At 34.3% G+C, this 25,318-nt stretch carries 22 protein-coding genes and 1 pseudogene; 9 read left to right on the top strand and 14 right to left on the bottom strand.

The window, feature by feature from the left end; all coding sequences use genetic code 11:
• Positions 1 to 280 precede the first annotated feature (280 nt).
• The 10 genes and pseudogenes from purT to tsaE all read right to left on the bottom strand — a co-directional run bounded on the left by purT (position 281) and on the right by tsaE (position 11,000).
• Complete coding sequence (purT, locus tag H3U96_RS08685; protein WP_198196325.1) at positions 281 to 1,462, bottom strand: formate-dependent phosphoribosylglycinamide formyltransferase; 1,182 nt, start codon at positions 1,460 to 1,462, stop codon at positions 281 to 283.
• Between the two features lie 90 nt (positions 1,463 to 1,552).
• The gene (locus tag H3U96_RS08680; RefSeq protein ID WP_086365684.1) at positions 1,553 to 2,851 is read right to left on the bottom strand and encodes an adenylosuccinate synthase; all 1,299 of its coding nucleotides are present in this window, start codon (positions 2,849 to 2,851) and stop codon (positions 1,553 to 1,555) included.
• A gap of 19 nt (positions 2,852 to 2,870) precedes the next feature.
• Entirely contained in the window at positions 2,871 to 3,833 is a 963-nt protein-coding gene (hflC, locus tag H3U96_RS08675; RefSeq protein WP_086361144.1) for a protease modulator HflC, read from the bottom strand.
• Between the two features lie 14 nt (positions 3,834 to 3,847).
• On the bottom strand, positions 3,848 to 5,062 hold the full coding sequence (hflK, locus tag H3U96_RS08670) for an FtsH protease activity modulator HflK (RefSeq protein WP_198196323.1): 1,215 nt from the start codon (positions 5,060 to 5,062) through the stop codon (positions 3,848 to 3,850).
• Positions 5,063 to 5,085: 23 nt separating this feature from the next.
• Positions 5,086 to 6,381, bottom strand: a complete 1,296-nt coding sequence (gene hflX / locus H3U96_RS08665; protein ID WP_086361142.1) for a ribosome rescue GTPase HflX — start codon at positions 6,379 to 6,381, stop codon at positions 5,086 to 5,088.
• A gap of 21 nt (positions 6,382 to 6,402) precedes the next feature.
• Complete coding sequence (gene hfq, locus H3U96_RS08660; RefSeq protein WP_065555596.1) at positions 6,403 to 6,648, bottom strand: RNA chaperone Hfq; 246 nt, start codon at positions 6,646 to 6,648, stop codon at positions 6,403 to 6,405.
• A 311-nt stretch (positions 6,649 to 6,959) separates the two neighbouring features.
• A complete protein-coding gene (gene miaA, locus H3U96_RS08655) occupies positions 6,960 to 7,871 on the bottom strand; it encodes a tRNA (adenosine(37)-N6)-dimethylallyltransferase MiaA (RefSeq protein ID WP_086361141.1) in 912 nt (303 codons plus the stop codon).
• On the bottom strand, positions 7,868 to 9,727 hold the full coding sequence (gene mutL, locus H3U96_RS08650; RefSeq protein ID WP_065579020.1) for a DNA mismatch repair endonuclease MutL: 1,860 nt from the start codon (positions 9,725 to 9,727) through the stop codon (positions 7,868 to 7,870). The genes miaA and mutL overlap by 4 nt, the downstream gene beginning before the upstream one ends.
• 20 nt (positions 9,728 to 9,747) lie before the next feature.
• Positions 9,748 to 10,452 (bottom strand): annotated as a pseudogene (locus H3U96_RS08645) (N-acetylmuramoyl-L-alanine amidase); the annotation flags it as partial.
• A gap of 59 nt (positions 10,453 to 10,511) precedes the next feature.
• Entirely contained in the window at positions 10,512 to 11,000 is a 489-nt protein-coding gene (gene tsaE / locus H3U96_RS08640; RefSeq protein ID WP_086361140.1) for a tRNA (adenosine(37)-N6)-threonylcarbamoyltransferase complex ATPase subunit type 1 TsaE, read from the bottom strand.
• Between the two features lie 145 nt (positions 11,001 to 11,145).
• Here tsaE and tusB point away from each other — a divergent pair, with 145 nt between their 5' ends.
• The 3 genes from tusB (at position 11,146) to H3U96_RS08625 (ending at position 13,256) form a co-directional block, all read left to right on the top strand.
• Positions 11,146 to 11,427: a sulfurtransferase complex subunit TusB gene (gene tusB, locus H3U96_RS08635; RefSeq protein ID WP_198196321.1), complete on the top strand. Its 282-nt coding sequence runs from the start codon at positions 11,146 to 11,148 to the stop codon at positions 11,425 to 11,427.
• A 154-nt stretch (positions 11,428 to 11,581) separates the two neighbouring features.
• Positions 11,582 to 12,145: a Sua5/YciO/YrdC/YwlC family protein gene (locus tag H3U96_RS08630; RefSeq protein WP_086361147.1), complete on the top strand. Its 564-nt coding sequence runs from the start codon at positions 11,582 to 11,584 to the stop codon at positions 12,143 to 12,145.
• A gap of 4 nt (positions 12,146 to 12,149) precedes the next feature.
• Positions 12,150 to 13,256, top strand: a complete 1,107-nt coding sequence (locus H3U96_RS08625; RefSeq protein WP_086361138.1) for an anhydro-N-acetylmuramic acid kinase — start codon at positions 12,150 to 12,152, stop codon at positions 13,254 to 13,256.
• Positions 13,257 to 13,289: 33 nt separating this feature from the next.
• Here H3U96_RS08625 and H3U96_RS08620 read toward each other — a convergent pair whose 3' ends face one another.
• From H3U96_RS08620 to H3U96_RS08610, 3 genes are all read right to left on the bottom strand, one after another.
• Positions 13,290 to 14,069: a Cof-type HAD-IIB family hydrolase gene (locus H3U96_RS08620; RefSeq protein WP_086361137.1), complete on the bottom strand. Its 780-nt coding sequence runs from the start codon at positions 14,067 to 14,069 to the stop codon at positions 13,290 to 13,292.
• A 2-nt stretch (positions 14,070 to 14,071) separates the two neighbouring features.
• Complete coding sequence (hda, locus tag H3U96_RS08615; RefSeq protein ID WP_065579026.1) at positions 14,072 to 14,755, bottom strand: DnaA inactivator Hda; 684 nt, start codon at positions 14,753 to 14,755, stop codon at positions 14,072 to 14,074.
• A 203-nt stretch (positions 14,756 to 14,958) separates the two neighbouring features.
• A complete protein-coding gene (locus tag H3U96_RS08610; protein ID WP_065579027.1) occupies positions 14,959 to 15,837 on the bottom strand; it encodes a putative type VI secretion system effector in 879 nt (292 codons plus the stop codon).
• 512 nt (positions 15,838 to 16,349) lie between these two features.
• Between H3U96_RS08610 and mnmG the strand changes: the two genes are divergently transcribed.
• Positions 16,350 to 18,242 carry a tRNA uridine-5-carboxymethylaminomethyl(34) synthesis enzyme MnmG gene (gene mnmG / locus H3U96_RS08605; RefSeq protein WP_065579028.1) on the top strand — a complete coding sequence of 631 codons (1,893 nt, stop codon included), beginning with the start codon at positions 16,350 to 16,352 and terminating at the stop codon, positions 18,240 to 18,242.
• Positions 18,220 to 18,819 carry a 16S rRNA (guanine(527)-N(7))-methyltransferase RsmG gene (rsmG, locus tag H3U96_RS08600; RefSeq protein ID WP_198196319.1) on the top strand — a complete coding sequence of 200 codons (600 nt, stop codon included), beginning with the start codon at positions 18,220 to 18,222 and terminating at the stop codon, positions 18,817 to 18,819. Before mnmG ends, rsmG begins: the two co-directional genes overlap by 23 nt.
• 28 nt (positions 18,820 to 18,847) lie before the next feature.
• On the opposite strand, the gene H3U96_RS08595 is transcribed toward rsmG, so the two are convergent.
• Positions 18,848 to 20,080 (bottom strand): N-acetylmuramoyl-L-alanine amidase, encoded by a 1,233-nt coding sequence (locus H3U96_RS08595; protein ID WP_198196317.1) that lies wholly within the window; start codon positions 20,078 to 20,080, stop codon positions 18,848 to 18,850.
• A gap of 254 nt (positions 20,081 to 20,334) precedes the next feature.
• Between H3U96_RS08595 and miaB the strand changes: the two genes are divergently transcribed.
• From miaB to mrdA, 4 genes are all read left to right on the top strand, one after another.
• Complete coding sequence (miaB, locus tag H3U96_RS08590) at positions 20,335 to 21,762, top strand: tRNA (N6-isopentenyl adenosine(37)-C2)-methylthiotransferase MiaB (protein WP_086321121.1); 1,428 nt, start codon at positions 20,335 to 20,337, stop codon at positions 21,760 to 21,762.
• 66 nt (positions 21,763 to 21,828) lie between these two features.
• The gene (locus tag H3U96_RS08585; RefSeq protein WP_034900926.1) at positions 21,829 to 22,302 is read left to right on the top strand and encodes a zinc-ribbon domain-containing protein; all 474 of its coding nucleotides are present in this window, start codon (positions 21,829 to 21,831) and stop codon (positions 22,300 to 22,302) included.
• Between the two features lie 31 nt (positions 22,303 to 22,333).
• The gene (locus H3U96_RS08580) at positions 22,334 to 23,347 is read left to right on the top strand and encodes a PhoH family protein (RefSeq protein ID WP_065613529.1); all 1,014 of its coding nucleotides are present in this window, start codon (positions 22,334 to 22,336) and stop codon (positions 23,345 to 23,347) included.
• Between the two features lie 29 nt (positions 23,348 to 23,376).
• Complete coding sequence (gene mrdA / locus H3U96_RS08575) at positions 23,377 to 25,317, top strand: penicillin-binding protein 2 (protein ID WP_198196336.1); 1,941 nt, start codon at positions 23,377 to 23,379, stop codon at positions 25,315 to 25,317.
• Position 25,318 lies beyond the last annotated feature (1 nt).

Genomic DNA, 25,318 nt, shown 5'->3' with positions numbered 1-25,318 from the left:
CTCTGACATAATTCAAATGAATCTTCAGTGTCACTTATCAAGACTTAATTTTTTTCAGTCCGTAGACTTTTAATTTTTCGTCTCGCAAGTGCCCACACAGATTGTTTGTTTCTTCTTTTTAAAGAGCTGACAGCCTTTTAATTTACTTCACAATTTCTTGTTTCAGTTTGCTGTCTCAAGGGTTGCGTATGTTACTCATTTCACCTGTCTACGTCAACCCCTATTTTACAAAATTTGCTTTTTTTTCTTCAAGTGATTGCTTTTTACTCAACAAAGCCATTTAAAAGGTTATTTTTAGCTGTTTAATAGCATTAACAGCCTTTTCAACCGCTTTTTCTACAGTTGGCGCTTTAGCTAATGCAACTCCCATTCTTCTTATACCTTTTACTTCAGGTTTACCAAATAAACGTAGATCAGTGTCTGCTTCACTTAGTACTTTATCTAAATTAGAGAATGCAACTTTGTCAGAATCACCATTTGCGATTAATACTGCTGATGCACTAGCACCATATTGTTCTATTAAAGGTATTGGTAATCCTAAAATCGCTCTAGCATGTAATGCAAACTCAGAAAGATTTTGCGATATTAATGTTACCATGCCGGTATCATGTGGTCGTGGAGATACTTCACTAAACCAGACTTGATCACCTTTCACAAACAATTCAACGCCAAATAATCCGTAACCACCTAAAGCTTCGGTTATTTTGGTAGCAATATCTTTCGCTAAAGACAATGCATTAGCCGACATCGGCTGAGGTTGCCATGATTCTCGATAATCACCATTTTCTTGCCGATGACCAATAGGCTGGCAATATGAAACACCATTAATATGTCTAACGGTTAATAACGTTATTTCATAATCGAAGTCAACAAAGCCTTCAATAATAACTTTACCACTTCCGGCACGACCACCTTCTTGAGCATATTTCCATGAAGATTCAATATCAGCTTCACTTCTTAATAAAGATTGCCCTTTACCAGAAGAACTCATAACCGGTTTAACTAAGCAAGGAAAACCGATTTCCTTAACCGCAAGTTTATACTCGCTTTCAGTTGCAGCAAACCGATATGGAGAGGTTGGTAATTTAAGTTCTTCAGCAGCAAGACGACGAATACCTTCACGATTCATGGTTAATTGCGTCGCTTTAGCGGTAGGGATAACAGTAAACCCTTCTTTTTCTAATTCTACTAAGGTGTCAGTAGCAATTGCTTCTATTTCAGGAACAATATAGTCAGGTTTTTCAGCCTCGATAACTTTTCTAAGTTCATTACCATCTAGCATATTGATAATATGGTAACGATGAGCAACTTGCATCGCAGGGGCATTGGCATAACGATCAATAGCAATAACTTCACAGCCAAAACGTTGTAATTCAATAACAACTTCTTTGGCTAATTCACCGGCTCCACAAAGTAATACTTTGGTAGCATTTGATGAAAGTGGTGTCCCTATTTTTGCCATAGTATCCTCTTAGAGATTTAATGATTATACTTTATTAACAAGCAAAAAATAAAAAATCGGGATAGTTACCCCGATTTTCTGTATGCTAAATTACACCGAATATGGATCACGTAAAATCATAGTTTCACTTCGATCTGGTCCAGTCGAGATAATATCAATTGGTGTTTCAGTTAATTCTTCAATTCGCTTGATATAAGCTTTAGCCGCTTGTGGTAAAGCGTCATAACTTTTTATACCAAAAGTTGATTCGCTCCAACCTGGCATAGACTCATATACTGGTTTAACTAAACTCCAATCTTCAGCGGCAGCCGGTGCATTTTTAATCACATCACCATTAGGTAATTGATAACCAACACAGATTTTGACTTCTTTAAGTCCATCTAAAACATCAAGCTTAGTTAAACAAAAGCCAGAAACTGAATTAAGTTGTACCGCTTTGCGTACCGCAACAGCATCAAGCCATCCAGTACGGCGGCGACGACCGGTGGTTGCGCCAAATTCATTACCTTGCTTACAGAGATATTCACCAACCTCATCAAATAATTCCGTTGGGAAAGGACCAGCACCAACACGAGTTGAATAAGCTTTAACAATACCTAATACATAACCAACATAACGAGGACCAAAACCAGATCCTGTTGCCACGCCACCAGCAGTAGTATTTGAAGAAGTCACATAAGGATAGGTACCATGATCGATATCAAGTAAAGTGCCTTGTGCACCTTCAAACATGATTCTTTCGCCATTTTTACGCGCATTTTCAAGTAATGTAGGAATATCAGCAATCATTGCCACCAAAATATCAGCAATCGCTAATGTTTCATCAAGTACTTTCTGATAATCAACAGCTTCTGATTGATAGTAATTGACTAAATGGAAATTATGATATTCCATAACTTCTTTTAATTTTTCAGCAAATGCCTGACGATCACGCAAATCACCAACACGTAGTCCACGACGGGCTACTTTGTCTTCATATGCTGGACCAATACCACGACCGGTGGTACCAATTGCTTTATTACCACGAGCTTTTTCTCGGGCTTGGTCTAATGCTATATGGTAAGGCAAAATTAAAGGACATGATTCTGAAATAAGTAGCCTTTCTTTCACTGGAATACCGTTATCTTCAAGCTCTTTCATCTCTTTCATAAGTGCTTCAGGACAAAGTACAACACCATTAGCAATAATACTTATGACATCATTATGCAAAATACCAGATGGTATTAAATGCAATACTGTTTTTTCACCATTAATAACTAAAGTATGACCAGCATTATGTCCGCCTTGATAACGTACTACATATTTGGCTTTTTCTGTGAGTAAATCAACAACTTTACCTTTGCCTTCATCACCCCATTGTGTACCTAGCACAACAACATTATTACTCATAGTTTATTTACTCATTGTATTATTTGTTAGACTTTAATTTCATGTATTGGAAAAATTCACTATCAGGGCTAATGACCATAACATCATTACCTGTAAAGCTTTGTTCATAAGCTTTTAAACTACGAATAAAGCTAAAAAACTCAATATCTTTACCAAAAGCGTCAGCATAAAGTTTAGCTGCATTTGCATCACCTTCACCACGAATTGAACGAGATTGACGTTCAGCTTCTGATATAATTTTGGTTTTTTCAAATGTAGCTTCAGCTCTTATTTCCTCAGCTTGTTTGATACCATCATAACGTTTGTCACGAGCAATAACTTCACGTTCGGCTCTCATGTTAGCATAAATCGATTCAGAGACTTCAGCAGGGAAATTAATTTGTTTAATTCGAACGTCAATTACATCAACACCGAAAGCCCTCAAACTAGTTTTACTGTTTTCAGGATCTTTTTTCGCATCAGTAACTAATTTATCAATCGGTAAATTTTCTTCACCATCTTGTGATGAACCATTTAACGAATCTTTAACTCGCGCCATTAATGAATTTCTTGATTTGGTATCGGCATTAGAATCATTAATGATATCTCGATTATTTAGTTTACCAATCTCAGAACGTAAACGACCATTTAAGCGAGCTAAAATTAAGTCATTAACATCATTACCACCAGCAATAGTTTCGTAATAACGGTTAAAATCAACAATTTTCCATTGCACAAAATAGTCCACAATCAGTTCTTTCTTTTGTACATTAAAAAAACGTTGTTCATTATTATTATTTGAACTATTGGTAGTTTGGATTTTGGCATCAATAGTTTTAACGCTATCGATTAATGGCATTTTAAAATGTAACCCAGGTTCAGATAAACCAATAATTTTATTAAAACGTAAAACGACACCACGAGTACCCTCTTCTATCACATAGATACTTGAAAAAAGTACGCCAATTAAAATTAAAACTATAGGAATCAATAATTTTCGCATATTCTTTTTTCTCCTTATCGACCCATAGTTCGTCTAGTGCGATTATTAGAATTATTATTAGTAGTAGTTGAGCTATGATTTTCTGCTTCAACACCATTTTGTTGAGCATTTTCTGCATCTAAAGGATTTGGCAGATTAATATTATAATCACTATCAGAATTTGCTGTAGTTGATTCAGATGATTGCTCATTTTTATTTTTTAATAATTGTTCTAACGGTAGTACTAATAAATTACCACTCTTATCATTAACAATAACTTTTTGCGTTTTAGCTAATATTTTTTCCATCGTTTCGATATATAAACGATCTTTAGTAATTTCGGGCGCAGCTTTATATTGCGGTAACAATTTTTCAAACCGAGCAACATCACCAATTGCTTCTAATTCTACTTTTACTTTATAAGCATTTGCATCCGCTAGAATGGTCGCCGAACGACCTTCAGCTTGCTGAACTAATTGGACTTTATCTGCTTTAGCTTGTTTTATTTCACGTTCACTATCATTTTGAGCTCTAATTGCATCAGCATAAGCATCTTGTACCTCTACAGGAGGACGAGCAACTTGGAAGTTAAGATCGACAATAGTAATCCCCATATCATAATTAGAAATAACATTATTTAATTCATCTTTAGTACTATCTTCTAAATCTGAACGACCATCTGAAATGATAGCATCAATGTTAGAACTACCTACTGAAGTCCTAAGTGCACTATCCGCAGCTTGACGTAAACTATCTTCAACATTAGTCACATTAAATAAGTATTTAACTGGATCACTAATACGATATTGTACGTTCATTTCAACAAAGACTAAGTTTTCACCTTTTTCACTTGTTGTAATGATATCGCCATGCACATTGAAGTTATAAGTACCTTGCGTATCGACTTTATAAACTTTATCAATGAATGATGGATTCCAATTCAAACCAGGTTGAATAATTTCAGGTTGAACTTGCCCAAAACGAGTTATCACACCTCGTTGATTTTGTTTGATAGTATAAAAACCACTTACCGCCCAAATTAGGATAAGAACAACTATCACTGACAAAATAATTTTTGAACTATTCATTGATAGCTTAATATCAGAAGGTCCTCGATTATTACCTGAACTCCCTTTTTTGAAGAGATCTTTAATTTGGTCGAATATCCCTCCCGTCGAATTGGAAGGTTTCTTATTATTTCCCCATGGGTCGTTATCTTGTCCGTTATTACCGGGCTGATTCCACGCCATATTTTATATGCTCCATTTAACAATTAGTTGTTATTTTGCGTATTGATTAAGTATAACAGATCTGGCTCTTGTTTACAGAGGCGATTCCATTCAATTAAAGGCATTCTTATATTTAGCTGAAAACTGCCGTCATCTTTAATGACTTCATGTTCCACCGCATTTAATTTATATAAACGGCTTCTAAGTTTTGCTAGATGGATAGGCAAGTTTAATTGACAAACTTGAATCTTACCGGCAAGCCGTTCTTTTAATGCAGTAAATAAGAGATCTAATCCTAAACTATTTTGTGCTGAAATCCAAACTCGAATTGGCACACCATTTTCATCACGATCAATACTTGGTTGCTTACCTTCCATTAAATCAATTTTATTCATTACCAACAAAGTAGGAATATCATGGGCATCAATTTCAAGTAAAACTTCATCAACAGCTTGAATGTTATCTAATAAATTAGGATCAGCAGCATCTACAACATGTAATAGCAGTGATGCTTCTTGTGTTTCAAGTAAAGTCGCTTTAAAAGCTGCAACCAGATCATGAGGTAAATGACGAATAAATCCAACCGTATCAGCTAAAACAACTTCGCCAACATCATCAACCATAATGCGTCTTAAGGTTGGATCCAGCGTAGCAAATAATTGATCGGCAGCATAAACATCAGCATTAGTTAGTGCATTAAATAGTGTCGATTTGCCAGCATTGGTATAACCAACTAGTGATACCGTTGATAAATCTGCTTTTTGTCTAGATTGACGATTTTGATTGCGTTGTTTTTCAACTTTCGCAAGTCTTGATAAAATTAATTGAATACGTTGACGGATTAATCGTCTATCGGTTTCTAACTGAGTTTCACCCGGCCCACGAAGACCAATCCCACCTTTTTGACGTTCTAAGTGAGTCCAACCTCGAACTAAACGTGTTGACAGATATTGTAATTGCGCTAATTCAACTTGCAACTTACCTTCATGGGTTCGAGCACGTTGAGCAAAAATATCCAGAATCAATCCTGTTCTATCCACTACACGACATTCACATAGTTGTTCTAAATTTCGTTCTTGAGTTGGGGTTAAGGTATGATTGATTAGAATAACTGAAGCATTCAGTTCTTTTACTTTATCGGCGATTTCTAATGCTTTTCCTTCACCAATAAAATATTTAGCTTGCGGGGACTTTCTTGAGGTTGTCACAATATCGAGAATTTCAATTTGAGCAGAAGAAACTAACACTTCAAACTCTTTTAAATCCTCGATATCGCTTTCTTGAGGGAAGAATACATGGACTAATAAAGCAGACTCGCCGCCTTTATATCGCTCAAACAATCACATTCTCCACTCAAATAATTAGCTTTCGCTTTCCTCTTCAGGCTGAGATACTAAACCAGAAATTGGTCTTGAAGGAACAACAGTAGAGATTGCGTGTTTATATACCATTTGACTAACAGTATTTTTTAATAAAATAACAAACTGATCAAATGATTCAATTTGTCCTTGTAATTTAATACCGTTAACTAGATAAATTGATACTGGAATATGCTCGCGACGAAGCAAATTCAAATAAGGATCTTGTAATGACTGCCCTTTTGACATGAGTTTATCCTTTAAGATGAAATAAAAATATAAAGATAAATAAATATACAATCGAAATGATGATCTATCCGATTGCAACATAACATACTTATGTAGTATTTATCAAAATAACATAAAAAACCCAGCTCTTAAACTAATCAACTACAATTTATGCACAAATAACTAAAAATTTAAAAAATTAACGAAATTCATACAAAAAAACATACATGATAGATATTCTAAATTTAGAAAGGTTATCTAAATGAAAAATTTTTGTTTATTATTATAATCAAATAGAAAAAACACTAATACCTATTGCTGTAATTTATAATTTAAAAAATATGCTTAAAAACAGTATCTTTATTATCTTGATTTAACCATGTTATCGGTTGTTTCCAGCCTCTAAGCCAAGTAATTTGCCGTTTCGCTAATTGACGAGTAGCACAAATACCTTTGAACACCATCTCATCATAACTAGTATCGCCATTGAGATATTCCCACATTTGACGATAGCCTACACAACGGATAGAAGGTAGATTGGTATGCAGATCAGAACGCTGCATAAGTGTTTTTACTTCTTCTTCAAAACCTTGATCTAACATCTGTAAAAAACGTTGCTCAATACGTTGATGTAACTCAGCTCGATCTTCCGGCATAATAGCTAGCTGCATAATGTCATAAGGTAATGCTTCACCACTTTCTTGGGTAAGCTCAGTTAAACTTTTACCAGAAATGAGATAAACCTCTAATGCACGATTAAGCCGTTGCGGATCATTTGGATGAATTCGCTGAGCTGACACTGGATCAACCTTTTTTAACTCCTCATGAATCGCTTGCCAACCTAATTTATTGGCTTTTTCTTCAATTTGCTGCCGTATCTCACTATCCGCAGCAGGAAGAGGTGAAAGCCCGTCAATTAAAGCTTTAAAATACAGCATTGTTCCACCAACCAGTAATGGCGTTCGACCATTACTTAACGATTTTTCAATTTCTTCAATCGCATCATGCCGAAAATTAGCTGCCGAGTAACTTTCAGCTGGATCGCAGATATCAATCAATTTGTGAGGATATTTTTGCTGTTCTTGTTTAGTTGGTTTGGCACTACCAATATCCATACCACGATAAATAAGCGCCGAATCAACACTAATAATATCAATCGGATATTTGTCATAAAGTTCCATGGCAAAAGCCGTCTTACCGGATGCAGTGGGCCCCATTAATGAAATAATTTTTGCTTTATTCATGATAAAATTGATTGTGATAAAGATTGAAGATCAATCGGATACAAAAACGTATCTTTTTTTAATAAATTAATATCTATCTGTTCTAGTTGTGCTAATAGCTGGATAGCTTTGGTTACACTCCAACTCTCCACATAATTATCACTACTATTTTCTGCCAACCACATTGCAATTTGCGTAGGATCGATAACAGACGATTGATCAGATAAAAGAAAATCAATTAAACTTGGTAATAATTGTTGCCAATTAGTAGTTCGCAACATTTTCGGCACATTATGCAAATGAAATTTGGCTTTATCAATATAAAAATCAAATCCTAAAAAATTTAATTGCGGTCGATAATCACTTAATACTTGTTGTTCTTTTTGATTGACTAAAATTGTTAGTGGAATCAGTAGTTTTTCTGACTCTTGAGATAATAATTTTATTGCTTTTACTTTTTGCTCAGCAATATTTAACTTCATAAGCATAAATGTTTGCTGACTATCTTGCAATTTTTCAAGTAAAGCTATATCAGGTTGAATAACGGTTAATACTCGACCAAACTGTACTAATGAAGAGCTATCAAGTTGCTGTTGCAGTGATTGTAATGGTACATTTCGTTTAGGAAATAACCCCTCAATAACCGCTTGTTGTGGTGCAGTTATTGAATCATTATCATCGGCTAACGGCAACTGATTAGATTGCGTTTTCTCAATTTCAAAGCTTGGTTTAGTATCAATTAATTGACCATAAATTGCATTTTCTTTAACATGATTAATCGGTTTTTTGGGTAATACGTTAGTCGTAGAATAGCTTTTAGGCTCCGTGGTTATTTTTTGATTAAAAATATTTTCACCAGCAGCTTGTCGATTTGGTGTTATTATCAATTTTTCATCATCGGTAAGCTGTTGGCTTGATTCAAGAGCCATAACAATAGCTTGATAAACAAAATCATGCACTAATCTTGCTTCATGAAAACGTACTTCGTGTTTAGCTGGATGAACATTAACATCAACCTGTTTAGGATCAATTTGTAGAAAAACCACATAACTTTGTTGTTCATTAGTTCGACTAATATAAGCTTGGCGTAGCGCATGATTAATTAATTTATCTTTTATTACTCGACCATTAACATAAAAATATTGCAGATCGCTGATTTCATTACTTGCTACCCATCCTTGAATTAACAAATCATCATGTTGCCAATCTAATTTTACTGCTTTTTGCACAAATGTACGTCCACAAACCAATTCAACGCGTTTTTCAAGTGCAGATGCTCGATACTGTTTAATGAGTTTTCCATTATGTTGCAGATTGAAAGTGACATCAGGCCGAGCCAGAGCTATACGCCTAACAAATTCTTCAATATGCATAAATTCAGTTTTTTCGGTTTTGAGAAAACGACGCCGAGCAGGGGTGTTATAAAATAAGTCCAGAACTTCAACCGAAGTGCCAACAGGATGTGCCGCAGGTTTAATGGTTGGTTTCATATCTCGACCTTCAGCATAAACTTGCCATGCCTCAGATTGATCGGCGGTACGTGACGTTAAAGTTAATCGAGCAACAGAACTAATACTAGCCAATGCTTCACCACGAAAGCCTAAGCTCATTATGCTATCTAAATCATCCAACGAGCTAATTTTACTAGTCGCATGGCGAGCTAAAGCTAATGCTAATTCGCTTTTAGCAATACCACCACCATTATCACGGATGCGAATTAATTTACTACCGCCTTGTTCAATATCGATATCAATTTGCGTACTACCTGCATCAAGGCTGTTTTCAACTAACTCTTTAATTACTGATACTGGTCGTTCTACCACTTCACCAGCAGCAATTTGATTAGCTAGTTGCGGTGATAGAATTTGAATTGCCATTAATGCTGTTCTCCAAAATTAGGATTTTTTTTGACATAATTTTTTATGCCTTGATAAATCAGTTTAGCGATCTTGTCTTGATGAGCATTACTAGCCAGCAAACTTTCTTCAGCTTGATTAGTAATAAATCCAACCTCAATCAATATTGAAGGGATATCAGGTGAACGTAATACGCCTAAACTAGCATGTTCAGGTACACCTTTATGCAATTTAATAACCCCTTTCATCTCTTTTAAAACCTGACTAGCAAGTTCATAACCAACACGCTGCGAATAAGAGAATTGTAAATCGAGTACTGCTTGGCTTAAATTTTGGTCGTGATCATCACTTAATGCATCACCAGCGCCACCTAATAACTGTGACTGTTTTTCATCCTGTTCCAGCCAACGCCCCAATTCAGTATCAGCGCGTTTAGTAGATAATACCCAAATTGATGCACCAGAAGCATTACGATTCGGTGCGGCATCAGCATGGATAGAAATTAGTAAGTTTGCCTTATTTTTACGCGCAATATCAGAACGCTGAGGGACTGAAATAAAATTGTCGGTATTACGGGTTAAAACCCCTTTAAAATTAGGATCTTTATTTAATAAATTAGTTAATTTTTTAGCTATCGATAACGTTACATTTTTTTCATATAAATCATTTTTACCAACAGCACCAGAATCCTTACCACCATGTCCAGCATCGACGGCAATAACAACCTTTGCCGCATAAGCTGAACTACATAGTAGTAATAATATAAAAAAAGTTAATATTTTCTTCATTGTTTTTTCGCTAATTTTTATTGTAATGGATTGATAATAGCTTGACCTTTTTCACTATTAGCTTGCACACTAACCGTACGTTCAAGTGCTGAATAGGCCAAATGAATTTCAATATCAGCAGCAGGTAACATACCTCTTGCCTGCATAGGCCATTCAATCAAACAAATAGATCTTGAGGAAAAATATTCACGAATTCCCATAAATTCTAACTCTTCTGGATCACCAAGGCGATATAAATCAAAATGATAAACGGAAAATGTATCAAATTGATAAGGTTCAACTAATGTATAAGTTGGACTTTTAACATTACCTTGATGACCTAATTGTTGCAAAAAACCACGGCTAAAAGTGGTTTTACCTGCACCGAGATCACCAATCAGATAAATAACAATTGCACTATCATGATTAGATAAATAATTTAAACACTGTTTTGCCAACTGTTTACCAAACAATATTGTCTCTTGCTCGTTAGCTAATTGTTCATTGGCTAAAATAATGGGTTTCATAACGAATTCTTTGCTCAATAAATAGCCCTTATTATATACTAATAACCATTAAAGATGTACCAACTAAGATTAAGTTGAATTTTTACCGAAAAAATTTTGAGGAACGGGGTTTTTTAAGGGTAAATTTGACGCTAAAAGAGGAAAAATGTTACATACCATTGCAACAGCGAACCAATCAACAATCGATCCAACGTTAATTTCAGCGCAAGATGCCGTACTATTTTGGCAAAATGGTGTAATTATGTGTTGTCAAGATAACCCTACATTAAATACTATTTTGCAAAACACCCATCATTGTTATGTACTTGATAACGACATTAATGCTCGAGGCTTAGGCGACCTAATTGATTCAAGAGTTAAAATTATCAACCTGAAACAGGTTATTGATTTAACAGTTAACTATTTTCCGCAAATGAATTGGGAATAATTTTGCTATTTTCGATAAAAGCTAATTTATCTATCACAGCAAATAAGCGATATTCATTGTAATAACATTATTAATTCTATTGTTGCCAATTTGCAAATAGTCTTACCTGAGTTTAATATAAATTTTAATGATATTGGGTAAACATACAAATTTGATGGCAAACTTATTAACTCTACTAGAAATTAATCGACTATTACAAAAAGGTGAAGTTGTTGCTTATCCAACTGAAGCCGTTTTTGGTTTAGGTTGTGATCCTGACAGTGAATCAGCTGTATATAAACTGTTAAATCTAAAACAACGTTCGGTTGATAAAGGATTGATTTTAATTGCCAGTCATTATCAACAACTGATCCCTTATATTGATCAATCGGCAGTAACGAAAGACCAAATACAAATGGCGTTTAACAGTTGGCCGGGACCAAATACTTGGATTTTTCCCAAGAATGCTAATACCCCTGATTTTTTAAGTGGAAAATATCAGTCGATTGCTGTTCGTGTTACCGATCATCCTTTAGTTTGTAAATTATGTGATTTATTTACTAAGCCATTAGTTTCAACCAGTGCCAATCTTTCTGGCCATCCAGCTTGTAAAACAGCGTTAGAAGTGGCGAACCAATTCGGTAATAATTTTCCCATTTTAGCTGGTCAAACAGGCAATCGTTCACAACCGTCAATCATTCGCGATGTGCTAACTGGCACTATCATTCGGCAGGGGTAATATTATGCAAAATTTATATATTGGTGTAATGTCGGGTACCAGTATGGATGGAGTAGATATCGCATTAGTTGATATCAGCAATGGAAAAATTACCGCTATTGCTAGTGATTGCTATCCAATGCCAAACGAAATTAAAACTCGATTATTAACGCTTTGTAATAGTAAACAAACATCATTACAAGATTTAGGCGAACTCGATCATCAACTCGGCATACTTTACGCTAAAAGTATTAATCAATTTATAAAACAAAATAATATTGATAACAAACAAGTTAAAGCGATTGGCTGTCATGGACAGACTATTTATCATTCGCCGAATGGTGCTAATCCATTTACCATGCAAATAGGTGATGCCAATATCATCGCCGCCCAAACAGGCATTACCACTATTGCCGATTTTCGTCGTAAAGATATGGCTTATGGTGGTCAAGGTGCGCCATTAGTTCCTGCTTTTCATAAAGCAATATTTTTAAACTCGGCAATTAACTGTGTAGTGTTAAATATTGGCGGTATCAGTAATATTTCTGTGTTAATACCAGACCAACCAGTAATTGGCTACGATACCGGCCCAGGTAATGTATTGCTTGATGGTTGGATAAATAAAAGCCTCGGAACAAGCTATGACAAAGATGGTTTATGGGCAAAATCAGGTAAAGTAAATCAAAACTTATTAAGTGCATTATGTAATGAAGATTATTTCCAATTACCCGCTCCAAAAAGTACTGGCAGAGAATTATTTAATTTAGCTTGGTTGATGCAAAAATTAACTGACTTTGCTTTAAATAGCCAAGATATTCAAGCGACATTGGTAGAATTTACTGCTACCACAATTGCCCAAGAGATTAATAAATTATCAATAAAAATGCATTTACCATGTCAATTGTTAGTCTGTGGAGGTGGCGCAAAAAACCCACTCATTATGGAACGCTTATCAATATTATTACCCAAATGGCAAGTTTTAACGACTGATGTTAAAGGGGTGAACAGTGATGATATGGAAGCAATCGCTTTTGCTTGGCTTGCTTATTGTAGAATAAATAATCTTCCTTCCAATATTCCAGAGGTCACTGGAGCAAGCCAATCTATATGTTTAGGGGTTATTTATCAATGACCTTTTTTTATCTACTTATTTTTATATATAAATCTAAATTAAACCAATTTTTTGCAGTGCTTTAGCAATACCATCGTTATCATTATTATCGGTTATATACTCTGCTTTATCTTTCAAATCATCAACTGCATTAGCCATAGCGATTGGATGATCAACGGTTAAGAACATTTCTAAATCATTCATGCCATCACCAAATGCATAGGTAGGCACATTATCAAAACCTTTAGTTTTTATTAATTCATTAATGCCATTACCTTTCGATCCGCCATGGTTAAAAACATCAACACAATAATGAGTATTACGAATAAAAGTTAATTCAGGAAAGACTTCTCGATAAGCTGATTCACCTTGTTCACAAAGTAATAACAACATCTGAAGAGGTTCTTTTAAATAAATTTGATCATCAACTGGGGGAATTTCTAGTTTTAAAGAACGATAAAACTGTTCAGTAGCTTGATTAATTTCACTGACGCGCATTTTATTATAATTATAAAAAGACAAAGGAATATTCATCTTTTCTCTTGAAAATTCATACAATCTAGTAATAACATTTTTATCAATATTATTAGTAAATATGACTTCTTTTTCATAAATAACAACTTGGCCATTCATTGCTATAATCGAATTTATACCTGTATCTTTCATCAATTTAGCAGCTTCCATAGGTGTTCGGCCTGTTGCTATCATTGGTATAATATTATTTTGTTTTAATTTTTCAATTGCTGTATAAGAACTTGGCAACACTTCTATATTACTATCAAATAAAGTACCATCTAAATCAAAAAAAACGATAGCTTCAGGTTTTTTAGTCATTTTTATAAATCCAAAATATTTTTAATAAAAGGAATGGTTAATTTGCGTTGTTGAGCTAATGTTGCAACTTCAAATTTTTCCATTAAGGAAAACAATGTTCGCATATCGCGATTAACCCGTTTTAATAAAAACAAGCCAACTTCAGTTGATAACTCAAAACCACTCAATTGTGCTCTAAGTTGCAAAGCTTTTAGTTTATCTTCATCATTTAACTCTTTTAGCTGATAGACTTGTCCCCAAGTTAATCTTGAAGCTAAATCAGGTAAGATAAAAGGAATTTGTTTAGGCGGTGCGCAAGCAGTAATCAAAAGTTTACTAACATTTTTTTCAGTTAGACGGTTAAATAAATCAAATATTGCCTCTTCCCAATCTCGATGACCTGCTATAGCATCAATATCATCTAAACAAACCAAATCATAATTATCTAAACCTTGTAAAATTTCTGGAACCAATAACACATGTTGTTTTAATGGAATATAACTAGCTAATTTATTTTGGCTTGAAGCATGTAATAGATGCGTACGACCAGCTGCGCTTGCTGACCATATATAAAAGACATTAAAACCTTCCCTATCAAGTAAGGTTTGCAAAGAATCAAACAATAGCTGATTATCACCTACGTAGAAACTATCAAATGTTTCGTTATTAGGTAATATAAAAGGTAAAGGCAACTGTGAAAGAGTAATAAAATAACCTCACAATAAAAATACAATCGTACTAAGTATAAATTTGCTTTCACAAAAATCAATCACTTTTATAGAGAACAAAACAAGTTAGCAAAAGCAGCTATTAAAAGTCGATATATAAAAACTAGTTAATTTACAAAAAAACCAAATAATAACATAGCTAAAATGCTATATAGCTATAAACTTTAACTTATTATTATTAATTAATAATAAAATAAATTATTTTCATCTTTTCTAGGAAAGAACCTTTTAGAAGGTTTCACACTATTATGCTGCTTTTTTTGTTTTAATTTAGCTACTTTTTTATTAGTAAAACGTCTTAAATCCATTCTAGCTATTTTCGGCAGATTTAAAGTTTTAAAAATTTTCTCGGCTATTTTTGCTTTTTTATTAACATTAGGTATAGATTCAATAATCATACCAATACTACAAAAAATACTACTACCAAAGAATATAGGTTTCATAAAAGAGATATATTCAGCTGTTAAATGAAGTAATTGATAGAGACTACCCCAAACTAAAATATAAAAAACATTAAAAAGAATCATAAAAGAAAGGATCAGAAATAATGTCGCTTTAGCTTGATGTATTAAATAAGCTATTCGTCCTTTACTGCAATTAGGACATATACTAATAATCCTTTCGTCAGGTTTAGCTAAAGCATAAAGTTCATAATGATCTTCTTGCCACTGCGCTATAACAGCAACTTCTTCACCCGCTTGAAAAGGGCAATCACCTATCCAACCTCGATAAATAACACCATTAATTTGAACATTAATAAAATTAGCCCTAATTAAAAAAGGATTAACTTGTTTTGCTAAAACACGCTTCCTAAATTTCTCAAAATTGGACTCAAGAGATCTAACAACATGAATACGAGCATTAATTATCCTATTTTCAACTGCACTTTTAGATACAAATTCAAAATAATTATACTCTTCTTCTAAATCTATACGTTCTATTATTCCTTTAATGCAGACAAATTCAGTCCCCCAACTCGGTAGAACAGGATAAGTTGGTTTATGGCGCCAAGTACGACTGACTATCTTATTTTGAATTTTGTAGAACTGTTTAATACTCATAACAACATATTTATCTATACAACTTCTGCTATTATAAATTGTTTTTAACTAGAATCCTCTAATTAACTTAAATTGGAAAGGCTAATTTATAAACAATAAAAGATAAAAATTTAAGCAATCAAACTTATTTTTTGTGGATAACTCTGTGATAAACAACGATCATAAGCTGTTATAATCGTATTAATAACCTTAATTTAAATCAAGATTGTGGATAAATAAGATAGTTATAAACAAGTTTAATTAAAAAAAGATCCGATCAATTAACAGAATTAACTGATCAATAAGATCATATAAAATAAGCACAAAAATTAGTTATCAACAAAAACGATCTAACTTAATAATAGTAAAAATAAAAAGATCATATAAAAGATCTTATTTAATTTAGATCGCGATCAAAATAGATCATTTGACGTAATAAAAAAGATGAGTAAAATTCGTAACGCTAAATAAAACCAAATTACCTGATCAAAAATAGTGATCATCTATCAGTAATATAAAAAACGAGGCTTTATATGTTTTATCCAGATCTTTTTGATGTCATCGTCGTTGGTGGAGGCCATGCTGGAACTGAAGCTGCAATGGCATCAGCAAGAATGGGCCGAAAAACATTACTTTTAACGCATAATATCAATACATTAGGACAAATGTCCTGCAATCCAGCAATCGGTGGTATTGGTAAAGGGCACTTAGTAAAAGAAATTGATGCTATGGGCGGATTAATGGCGCAAGCTATAGATCGTGCAGGGATCCAGTTTCGGATCTTAAATAGCAGTAAGGGACCAGCGGTAAGAGCAACACGTGCTCAAGCGGATCGATCTTTATATCGTAAAGTAATAAGAACTACACTGGAAAACCAAGAAAATCTAATGTTATTTCAACAATCCGTTGAAGATGTGATCATCGAAAACGATCAGATCACTGGTGTAGTTACCCAAATGGGCGTCTCTTTTAAAGCAAAAGCTGTAGTACTTACAACAGGTACCTTTTTAGATGGTAAGATCCATATAGGTTTAGATAATTATAGTGGTGGTAGAACTGGCGATCCTGCTTCGATCGGTTTGTCTAAATCTTTACATCAATATCCATTTAGAATGGGACGATTAAAGACAGGAACACCGCCACGTATTGATGCCAGAACAATAGACTTTTCTAAATTAGGTACTCAATATGGTGATGATCCAGTACCTGTATTTTCATTTTTAGGCGATGCTAAACAGCATCCTAGACAGATCCCTTGTTATATAACCAGTACTAATGAAACAACCCATGAGATCATTCGTAATAGCTTAGATCGTAGTCCTATGTACACAGGTGTGATTGAAGGTGTTGGCCCTCGATATTGTCCATCTATTGAAGATAAAATAATGCGTTTTGCTGATCGTAATTCTCATCAGATCTATTTAGAACCAGAAGGGTTAGATAGTAATGAGATTTATCCAAATGGGATCTCTACCAGTTTACCGTTTGATACGCAATTAGCCTTTGTCCGTAGCATGAAAGGACTCGAAAATGCGAATATAGTAAGACCTGGTTATGCTATTGAGTATGATTATTTTGATCCGCGTGATCTTAAACCAACTTTAGAAAGCAAAGTGATCAAAGGTTTATTTTTAGCTGGTCAAATAAATGGCACTACCGGTTATGAAGAGGCTGCTGCTCAAGGTATGTTGGCAGGTTTAAATGCGGCAAGATTTGTATATGATCAAGATCAATGGTTCCCTACTCGTGATCAAGCTTATTTAGGGGTGCTAGTTGATGATCTTTGTACTTTAGGCACCAATGAACCTTACCGTATGTTTACTTCGCGTGCTGAATATCGCTTAATGTTACGTGAAGATAATGCCGATATTCGTTTAACCGAAATAGGCCGACAACTTGGTATGGTTGATGATTATCGTTGGCAACGATTTAATGAAAAATTTGAAGCTATTGAACAAGAAAGAGCCCGCCTTCGTGATATTTGGGTTCACCCTCATATTGAAACCATTGACGAAGTCAATGCTGTTTTAAGTGCTAATCTCACCAAAGAAGCCAATGGTGAAGAATTACTGAAACGCCCTGAAATGAGCTACAAAACACTACAATCATTATCGCTTTTTGCACCAGGTTTAACTGATACTCAAGCCGCTGAACAAGTTGAGATACAAGTAAAATATGATGGTTATATAAAATTACAGATTGAAGAAATTGAAAGACAAAAACGAAATGAAGAAACCCTTATACCTGAGCACATTGATTATGCTGAAATATCAGGGTTATCTAATGAAGTCGTTGCTAAATTAAAACAGCATAAACCTGTTTCAATTGGCCAAGCTTCACGTATTTCTGGCATTACGCCAGCGGCAATTTCAATGTTATTAGTTTATTTAAAAAAGAAAAACTATGTTAAAAAAGAAACTCATTAATCTTATTGATCAAACGGATCTTTCGATCACTTCACAGCAAATTGATCTGTTGATTGATTATGTTGAAATGCTTAATAAATGGAATAAAGCTTACAATTTAACCGCAGTGCGCGATCCTAGTGAAATGTTAGTTAAACATATTATGGATAGTTTAGTTGTTTCACCTTATTTGGTTGGCAATACTTTTATTGATGTGGGAACCGGCCCAGGATTGCCTGGGATCCCTTTAGCGATAATTAATCCAGATAAACAATTTGATCTGGTGGATAGTTTAGGTAAAAGAATTCGTTTTTTAAAACAAGTTCAATTTGAATTAAAATTAACTAATATTCAACCTATTCAAAGTCGTATAGAAGAATATAATGAGAAGAAATTTGATGGGGTCATTAGCCGAGCATTTGCTTCTTTGCAAGATATGCTAACTTGGTGTAAACATCTTCCTAACCAGCAAGGATTATTTTACGCATTAAAAGGTAGCGATCTTGATGCGATCCCTGAAGGGTTTACTCTTAAACAAAATATTAAACTGACTATTCCGGAATTAAATGCTGAACGACGATTAATGATCATTCAGTAAAGGTAAAATTGATCTAAAAATTATTAGATCAATTTTTACGACGTTTTAAATAATCTTTAATACCATCAACTATTGCTTTAGATACTTGATTTTGGAAGGAAGCTGTCTTAAGTTTTTGCTCTTCATTGATATTACTAATAAAGGCTGTTTCAACTAAAACTGATGGGATATCTGGCGCTTTTAATACCGCAAAACCTGCTTTTTCAATCGATGGTTTGTGTAGTTTATTAACGTTTTTCATTCGATTTAAAATAGCTGAACCTAATAATACCCCATTAGACAAGGTTGTTTTTTGTACTAAATCTAAAATCGTATTATCTAAATATTTATCACCACTTCTACTCACGCCACCTATTTGGTCGGCATCATTTTGGGTTTGTGCTAAATAACTGGCTGCTGAACTACTGGCACCACGGGTTGATAAAGCAAATACAGATGAGCCTTTAACAGAGCGATTAGCAAAAGCATCTGCATGAATCGAAATAAATAGATCTGCATGTAAAGATCGTGCTTTTGCTACGCGAACTTTTAAAGGTATAAATACATCTTCATTACGAGTCATATATACTTTGATATTGGGTTCTTTTTTTAGCAAATTGTAAGTGCGTCGAGCAATTTGCAACACAATATCTTTTTCTCTAGTCTTTTTATAACCAATAGCGCCAGGATCTTCACCACCATGACCCGGATCAAGCATAACGATAATAGGTGAATTTTTCTTCTTATTGGATGGTGATTTTATTTGAGATTGTTTTTTATTGAGATCGCCTTTTTGATACTCTTCTAATAGTGCTAACAGTGGATCATCATCAGTTATAGCTGGTTTAGATGGATAAAGATCAACAACTAATCGATGTTTGAATTCAGCAATTGGTGGTAATGTAAATGTATTTGGATCAATACCTTGTTTTAATTCAATCATCAAACGAACAGTTTTGGGATCTAACTGTAATGCCCGAATCGATTTAATAAAAGGATCTCGGCTTAGTACTTTTGTTGAAATCGTTTTTAGAGTTGGATTTAAATTGAGATTATCAATATCAATAACAATACGATCGGGGTTGTACAAATTTGCATGTTTATAATTAAGTTTAGCGTTTGATTCTAACGTTATTCGTGTATAAGTTGATGATGGCCAAACACGTACAGCAATAACCTGAGCCATTGCCGCAGCAAAGCCAACTCGCGTGACAGACAATAAACAAGTCGCAATAATGCCTTTAATTAAAAAGCGCTTTGTTGGACTAAATGTTTTTGACATACCTAAATACTTATATTGTTAAAAATATTAATAGGGCGAGAATAATAACATAAAATAAAAAGAATGATTATCATAATCAGTTGTTTTTTCGATAAATAAATAACTAATTGTTTATTTTTTATATATAAAGTAATAAATATAGTTTTTTATATTTATTATAGACCCTACAATCACAAAGGATTACAATATGGCTCGCTAAAATCGCGGATTTAAACCCGTTTTCATTTTAACAATTAAATATAGCTGAGTTATTGATGAGCAAAAAATTACATATCAAAACTTGGGGCTGTCAAATGAACGAATATGATTCAACTAAAATGGCAGATCTCCTTGAATCCACCCATGGTTTAACCTTAACAGAAAATGCCGAAGAAGCAGATATTTTATTATTAAATACCTGTTCTATTCGAGAAAAAGCCCAAGAAAAAGTTTTTCACCAACTAGGTCGTTGGAAAAATTTAAAACAACATAACCCTAATATTATTATTGGTGTTGGTGGCTGTGTAGCATCACAAGAAGGTGCCCATATTCGTAAACGAGCACCTTTTGTTGATATTATTTTTGGACCACAAACCTTTCACCGTTTGCCAGATATGATTGAACAGATCCGCAGTGGTAATGGCCAGCATGTTGTTGATGTTAGTTTTCCTGAAATTGAAAAATTTGACCGTTTACCTGAACCACGCAGTGAAGGCCCAACGGCATTTGTATCCATAATGGAAGGATGTAACAAATACTGTACTTATTGTGTGGTACCTTACACCCGTGGTGAAGAGGTAAGTCGACCTTGTGATGATGTAATTTATGAAATTGCTCAGTTAGCAGAACAAGGTGTTCGTGAAGTGAATTTATTAGGGCAGAATGTAAATGCCTATCGCGGACCAACCTTTGATGGTGATATCTGTTCTTTTGCTGAATTATTACGTTTAGTTGCTGCTATTGATGGTATTGATCGTATTCGTTTTACCACTAGCCATCCAATTGAATTTACCGATGACATTATTGATGTTTATCGTGATACGCCTGAACTGGTTAACTTTTTACATTTACCAGTACAAAGTGGTTCTGATCGCGTATTGAACTTGATGAAACGAACGCATACTGCAATTGAATATAAATCAATTATTCGTAAATTACGTAAAGTTCGCCCAGATATTCAAATCAGTTCTGATTTTATTGTTGGTTTCCCGGGTGAAACACAAGAAGATTTTGAACAAACTATGAAATTGATCGCTGATGTTAATTTTGACTTAAGTTATAGCTTTGTTTATTCAGCTCGTCCGGGTACGCCTGCTGCGGAAATGGAAGATAATGTTTCTGAAGAAGAGAAAAAACAACGGCTCTATATTCTTCAAGAACGTATTAATCAACAAGCTATGCAATTTAGTCGTCGCATGTTAAATACCGTACAACGTATTTTAGTTGAAGGTCCATCTAAAAAGGATCTTATGGAATTAACCGGCCGAACTGAAAACAATCGAATTGTTAATTTTGCTGGCAATCCAAATATGATTGGTAAATTTGTTGATGTTGAAATTACCGATGTTTATCCTAACTCATTGCGTGGTAAAGTAGTGAGAACTGAAGATCAGATGGATCTACGGGTTAGTGAATCACCAATTTCAGTTATTTCGCGAACTCGTAAAGAAAATAATTTAGGCGTTGGTATTTATCAACCATAATTATACAAATAGAAGTGTAATTTAATTAATAATTAAAGATGATAATTTATAAATAAGGAATATTAAATGTTTATTGTATTTGGTACCAAAGGACGTGAAGTTAATGAAAATACAGGGCAATTTAATTGCCCAAACTGTTGTGCTCAGCAAAATATTGCTGGTGATCAAAAACAACATCAGTATACGCAAATAAAGGTAGCTAAATATTTTACACTATTTTTTATTCCTATTTTTAGTTTTCAAACTTTAGGTCGATATATTAAATGTCAACACTGTAATTCTGATTTTAATGAAAGTGTTTTAACTTATATACCACCTACATTTGAACAGCAAGTGGCATCTTATGTTGAGCAAGAGTTAAAAAGTGGTACACCTATCACGATGGTTATCAATAAGTTGAAAAGCCAAGGATTAGATAATAATCAGGCAACTAGTGCTGTGAATAATATAGTTGGTGACGATATAGTGACTTGTCATCATTGCCATATGGATTTTTTAAAAGGTGTTGAAAAATGTTCTTTATGTGAAGAGCGTATTTAGTCATTAACCTGAATAATTAGAGGACTTATCATTGAATATTACGACCCATGAAACTATGCTAGAACCAGCAGATAATCAGCGACTTAATAGTCTTTGTGGTCCTTATGATGACAATATTAAACAACTTGAACGTCGTTTAGGGATTGAAATAAATCACCGTGGTAATCTCTTTGCCATCACTGGTGATACCATCTGTGTAAAAGCTGCATCTGAAATATTACAATCGCTATATAAGCAAACTAAACAAAAAGATAATATTATCGATATTGAACCTGAGCAGATACATTTAGCCATTAAAGAATCTGGTGCATTAGAAAAAGCCAAAGAGCATCTTCCTGCCTATGTTGATCTGCATGGTAGTAAGCAAGTCATGATAAAAACCAAACGTGGAGTAATAAAACCACGTACACCTAATCAGGCTCAATATATTGCTCATGTATTAGATTATGATATTTCTTTTGGTATTGGTCCGGCTGGCACCGGAAAAACCTATTTAGCGGTAGCCGCAGCGGTTGATGCACTAGAAAAACAGCAAATTAGACGTATCGTTTTAACTCGTCCTGCGGTTGAAGCCGGCGAAAAACTAGGTTTTTTACCTGGTGATTTAAGTCAAAAAGTCGATCCTTATTTACGTCCACTTTATGATGCATTGTTTGAAATGCTTGGTTTTGAAAAAGTTGAAAAACTAATTGAAAAAAGTGTTATTGAAGTTGCTCCATTAGCCTATATGCGTGGGCGTACACTTAATGATGCTTTTATTATTCTTGATGAAAGCCAAAATACCACAATTGAGCAAATGAAGATGTTTTTAACGCGTATTGGTTTTAATTCTAAAGCGGTAATTACTGGTGATATTACGCAAATTGATTTACCGCGTCACCAAAAATCAGGATTACGCCACGCTATCGAAGTATTAAGTGAAGTTGATGATATTAGTTTTAATTTTTTCAAGAGTGAAGATGTCGTTCGCCATCCTGTCGTAGCTAGAATTGTTAATGCTTATGAAAAATGGGAACAACAAGAACACAAGCAACAACAGTCATAAACAGAATTTAGAGGAGTTATATTATCTCTATTTCAGGTAAAACAAAAAAGGGCAATATTCGCGATCACTCAGCAGAAACAAACTTATTTTTGCGTAGAGCGTTGTTTGCATTTGTGGTAATTATTCTTTTAATTTTTGTGTTATTAGCCAATTTAGCTGATCTACAAATTTCAAACTTTAGTTATTACAGTACCAAATCAAACAACAATCGTATTGAAATTATCCCTATTCCTCCTAGTCGCGGTATGATTTATGATCGTAATGGTACGCCATTGGCGATAAATAATATTACCTATCAACTTAATATTGTTCCTGATAAAACCAAAAACCTTAACGAACAGTTTGAACAGTTAAAAACGATTGTTGATTTAACTGATGAAGATATTGAGAATTTCCAAAAGGAACGCCGTAATTATCGGGCTCATCGACCTGTGCCACTAAAAGAAAATCTAACCGAAAAACAAATAGCACGTTTTATTGTTGATCAGCATCGCTTTCCGTTTGTGTCGATTGTTAAAATTCAACATAGATATTATCCGTATGGCGCTTCACTTACCCATATTCTTGGCTATATATCTAAAATAAATACTCAAGATAAACAACGTTTAGAAGAAGAAAATAAAGCCAGCGATTATGTGGCTACTTTTAACATTGGTAAAATGGGGATTGAACGGTATTACGAAGATGTTTTACATGGTACGGCTGGTAATGAAAAGGTTGAAGTAAACAGCCGAGGTCGTATTGTTCGCTTACTTGAACAACATCCACCACAAGCCGGTGAAGATATCTATTTATCCATCAACCTAAAATTACAACTCTATATTGAATCACTGCTTGCTGGCCGAAAAGCATCAGTTGTTGCTATTGATCCCAATAATGGTGAAGTATTAGCAATGGTGTCTAGCCCTAGTTATGACTCAAATGATTTTGTTGGTGGTATTTCCAGTAAAAAATATAGTGAGTTACTTAATGATCCAAGTAAACCACTATTTAACCGAGCTTTACTTGGTGCTTATCCTCCTGCTTCAACGGTAAAACCATTTATTTCGATAGCCGCTTTAAGTGAAGGTGTCGTTTCACCGAAAAGTGTGGTTAATGATCCTGGCTGGTGGCAATTACCTGGTACAGAAAGACGTTATCGAGATTGGCTAAAATGGGGGCACGGCCATGTTGATGTATTACGAGCAATTGAAGAATCGGTGGATACCTATTTTTACCAAGTTGCTTATGATATGGGTATTGATCGCCTAAATTTATGGATGACTAAGTTTGGTTATGGTGAGCGTACCGGTATCGATATTTCGGCTAATGAAGAGACTCGTGCGGTTATGCCAAGTCGCGAATGGAAACTGAAGCGCCATAAAAAATCTTGGTTACAAGGTGACACTATTCCTGTTGGTATAGGTCAAGGTTATTGGACTGCCACACCTATGCAAATGGCTAAAGCCTTAACCACATTAATTAATAACGGTAAAACTTTTACACCACACTTTTTACTCTATAAAAAAAGTGACATTATTAATACTAATCAGAATCAACCAACTATTGATCCCGAAAAATATGTTGAATCTAATAGCCTAGTTGATGTTAATCCAGCCTATTGGGCATTAGCTAAAGAAGGTATGCATCGAGTTATGTTTGGTGCTCGAGGTACTGCACGTAAAGTTTATGCTGGTGCTAAATATCAAGCTGCAGGTAAGTCAGGTACTGCTCAAGTTTATGGTTTAAAAGAAAACGAAACTTATAATGCCCATAAAATACCGGAACATTTACGAGACCATGCCTTATTTATCGCTTATGCACCTTATGATAAACCGAAAATAGCGCTAGCTATAGTCCTTGAAAATGGTGGCGGTGGTAGCTCCAATGGTGGTGCAGTAGCCCGTAAAATATTGGATTATTATCTTGAAGGTGATAACTCAACAGAATTAGATGATGCATCATCATCGACGACAGGACATGAAGATTAAT

Source organism: Gilliamella sp. M0364 (genome assembly GCF_016100565.1).
GTDB lineage: Bacteria > Pseudomonadota > Gammaproteobacteria > Enterobacterales > Orbaceae > Gilliamella > Gilliamella apis.
The sequence above is the reverse complement of the archived record's forward strand: the minus strand, read 5'-3'. Positions and strand labels throughout refer to the sequence as shown.

Bases quoted from the DNA above. Each gene is read 5' to 3' on its own strand.
- H3U96_RS08630 (WP_086361147.1), top strand. From the start codon at position 11,582: ATGGCAAACTTATTAACTCTACTAGAAATTAATCGACTATTACAAAAA.
- H3U96_RS08620 (WP_086361137.1), bottom strand. From the start codon at position 14,069: ATGACTAAAAAACCTGAAGCTATCGTTTTTTTTGATTTAGATGGTACT.
- H3U96_RS08585 (WP_034900926.1), top strand. From the start codon at position 21,829: ATGTTTATTGTATTTGGTACCAAAGGACGTGAAGTTAATGAAAATACA.
- H3U96_RS08595 (WP_198196317.1), bottom strand. From the start codon at position 20,080: ATGTCAAAAACATTTAGTCCAACAAAGCGCTTTTTAATTAAAGGCATT.
- hflK (WP_198196323.1), bottom strand. From the start codon at position 5,062: ATGGCGTGGAATCAGCCCGGTAATAACGGACAAGATAACGACCCATGG.
- hfq (WP_065555596.1), bottom strand. From the start codon at position 6,648: ATGTCAAAAGGGCAGTCATTACAAGATCCTTATTTGAATTTGCTTCGT.
- mnmG (WP_065579028.1), top strand. From the start codon at position 16,350: ATGTTTTATCCAGATCTTTTTGATGTCATCGTCGTTGGTGGAGGCCAT.
- H3U96_RS08625 (WP_086361138.1), top strand. From the start codon at position 12,150: ATGCAAAATTTATATATTGGTGTAATGTCGGGTACCAGTATGGATGGA.
- hflC (WP_086361144.1), bottom strand. From the start codon at position 3,833: ATGCGAAAATTATTGATTCCTATAGTTTTAATTTTAATTGGCGTACTT.
- miaA (WP_086361141.1), bottom strand. From the start codon at position 7,871: ATGAATAAAGCAAAAATTATTTCATTAATGGGGCCCACTGCATCCGGT.
- tusB (WP_198196321.1), top strand. From the start codon at position 11,146: ATGTTACATACCATTGCAACAGCGAACCAATCAACAATCGATCCAACG.
- purT (WP_198196325.1), bottom strand. From the start codon at position 1,462: ATGGCAAAAATAGGGACACCACTTTCATCAAATGCTACCAAAGTATTA.
- miaB (WP_086321121.1), top strand. From the start codon at position 20,335: ATGAGCAAAAAATTACATATCAAAACTTGGGGCTGTCAAATGAACGAA.
- mutL (WP_065579020.1), bottom strand. From the start codon at position 9,727: ATGGCAATTCAAATTCTATCACCGCAACTAGCTAATCAAATTGCTGCT.
- H3U96_RS08610 (WP_065579027.1), bottom strand. From the start codon at position 15,837: ATGAGTATTAAACAGTTCTACAAAATTCAAAATAAGATAGTCAGTCGT.
- tsaE (WP_086361140.1), bottom strand. From the start codon at position 11,000: ATGAAACCCATTATTTTAGCCAATGAACAATTAGCTAACGAGCAAGAG.
- H3U96_RS08680 (WP_086365684.1), bottom strand. From the start codon at position 2,851: ATGAGTAATAATGTTGTTGTGCTAGGTACACAATGGGGTGATGAAGGC.
- rsmG (WP_198196319.1), top strand. From the start codon at position 18,220: ATGTTAAAAAAGAAACTCATTAATCTTATTGATCAAACGGATCTTTCG.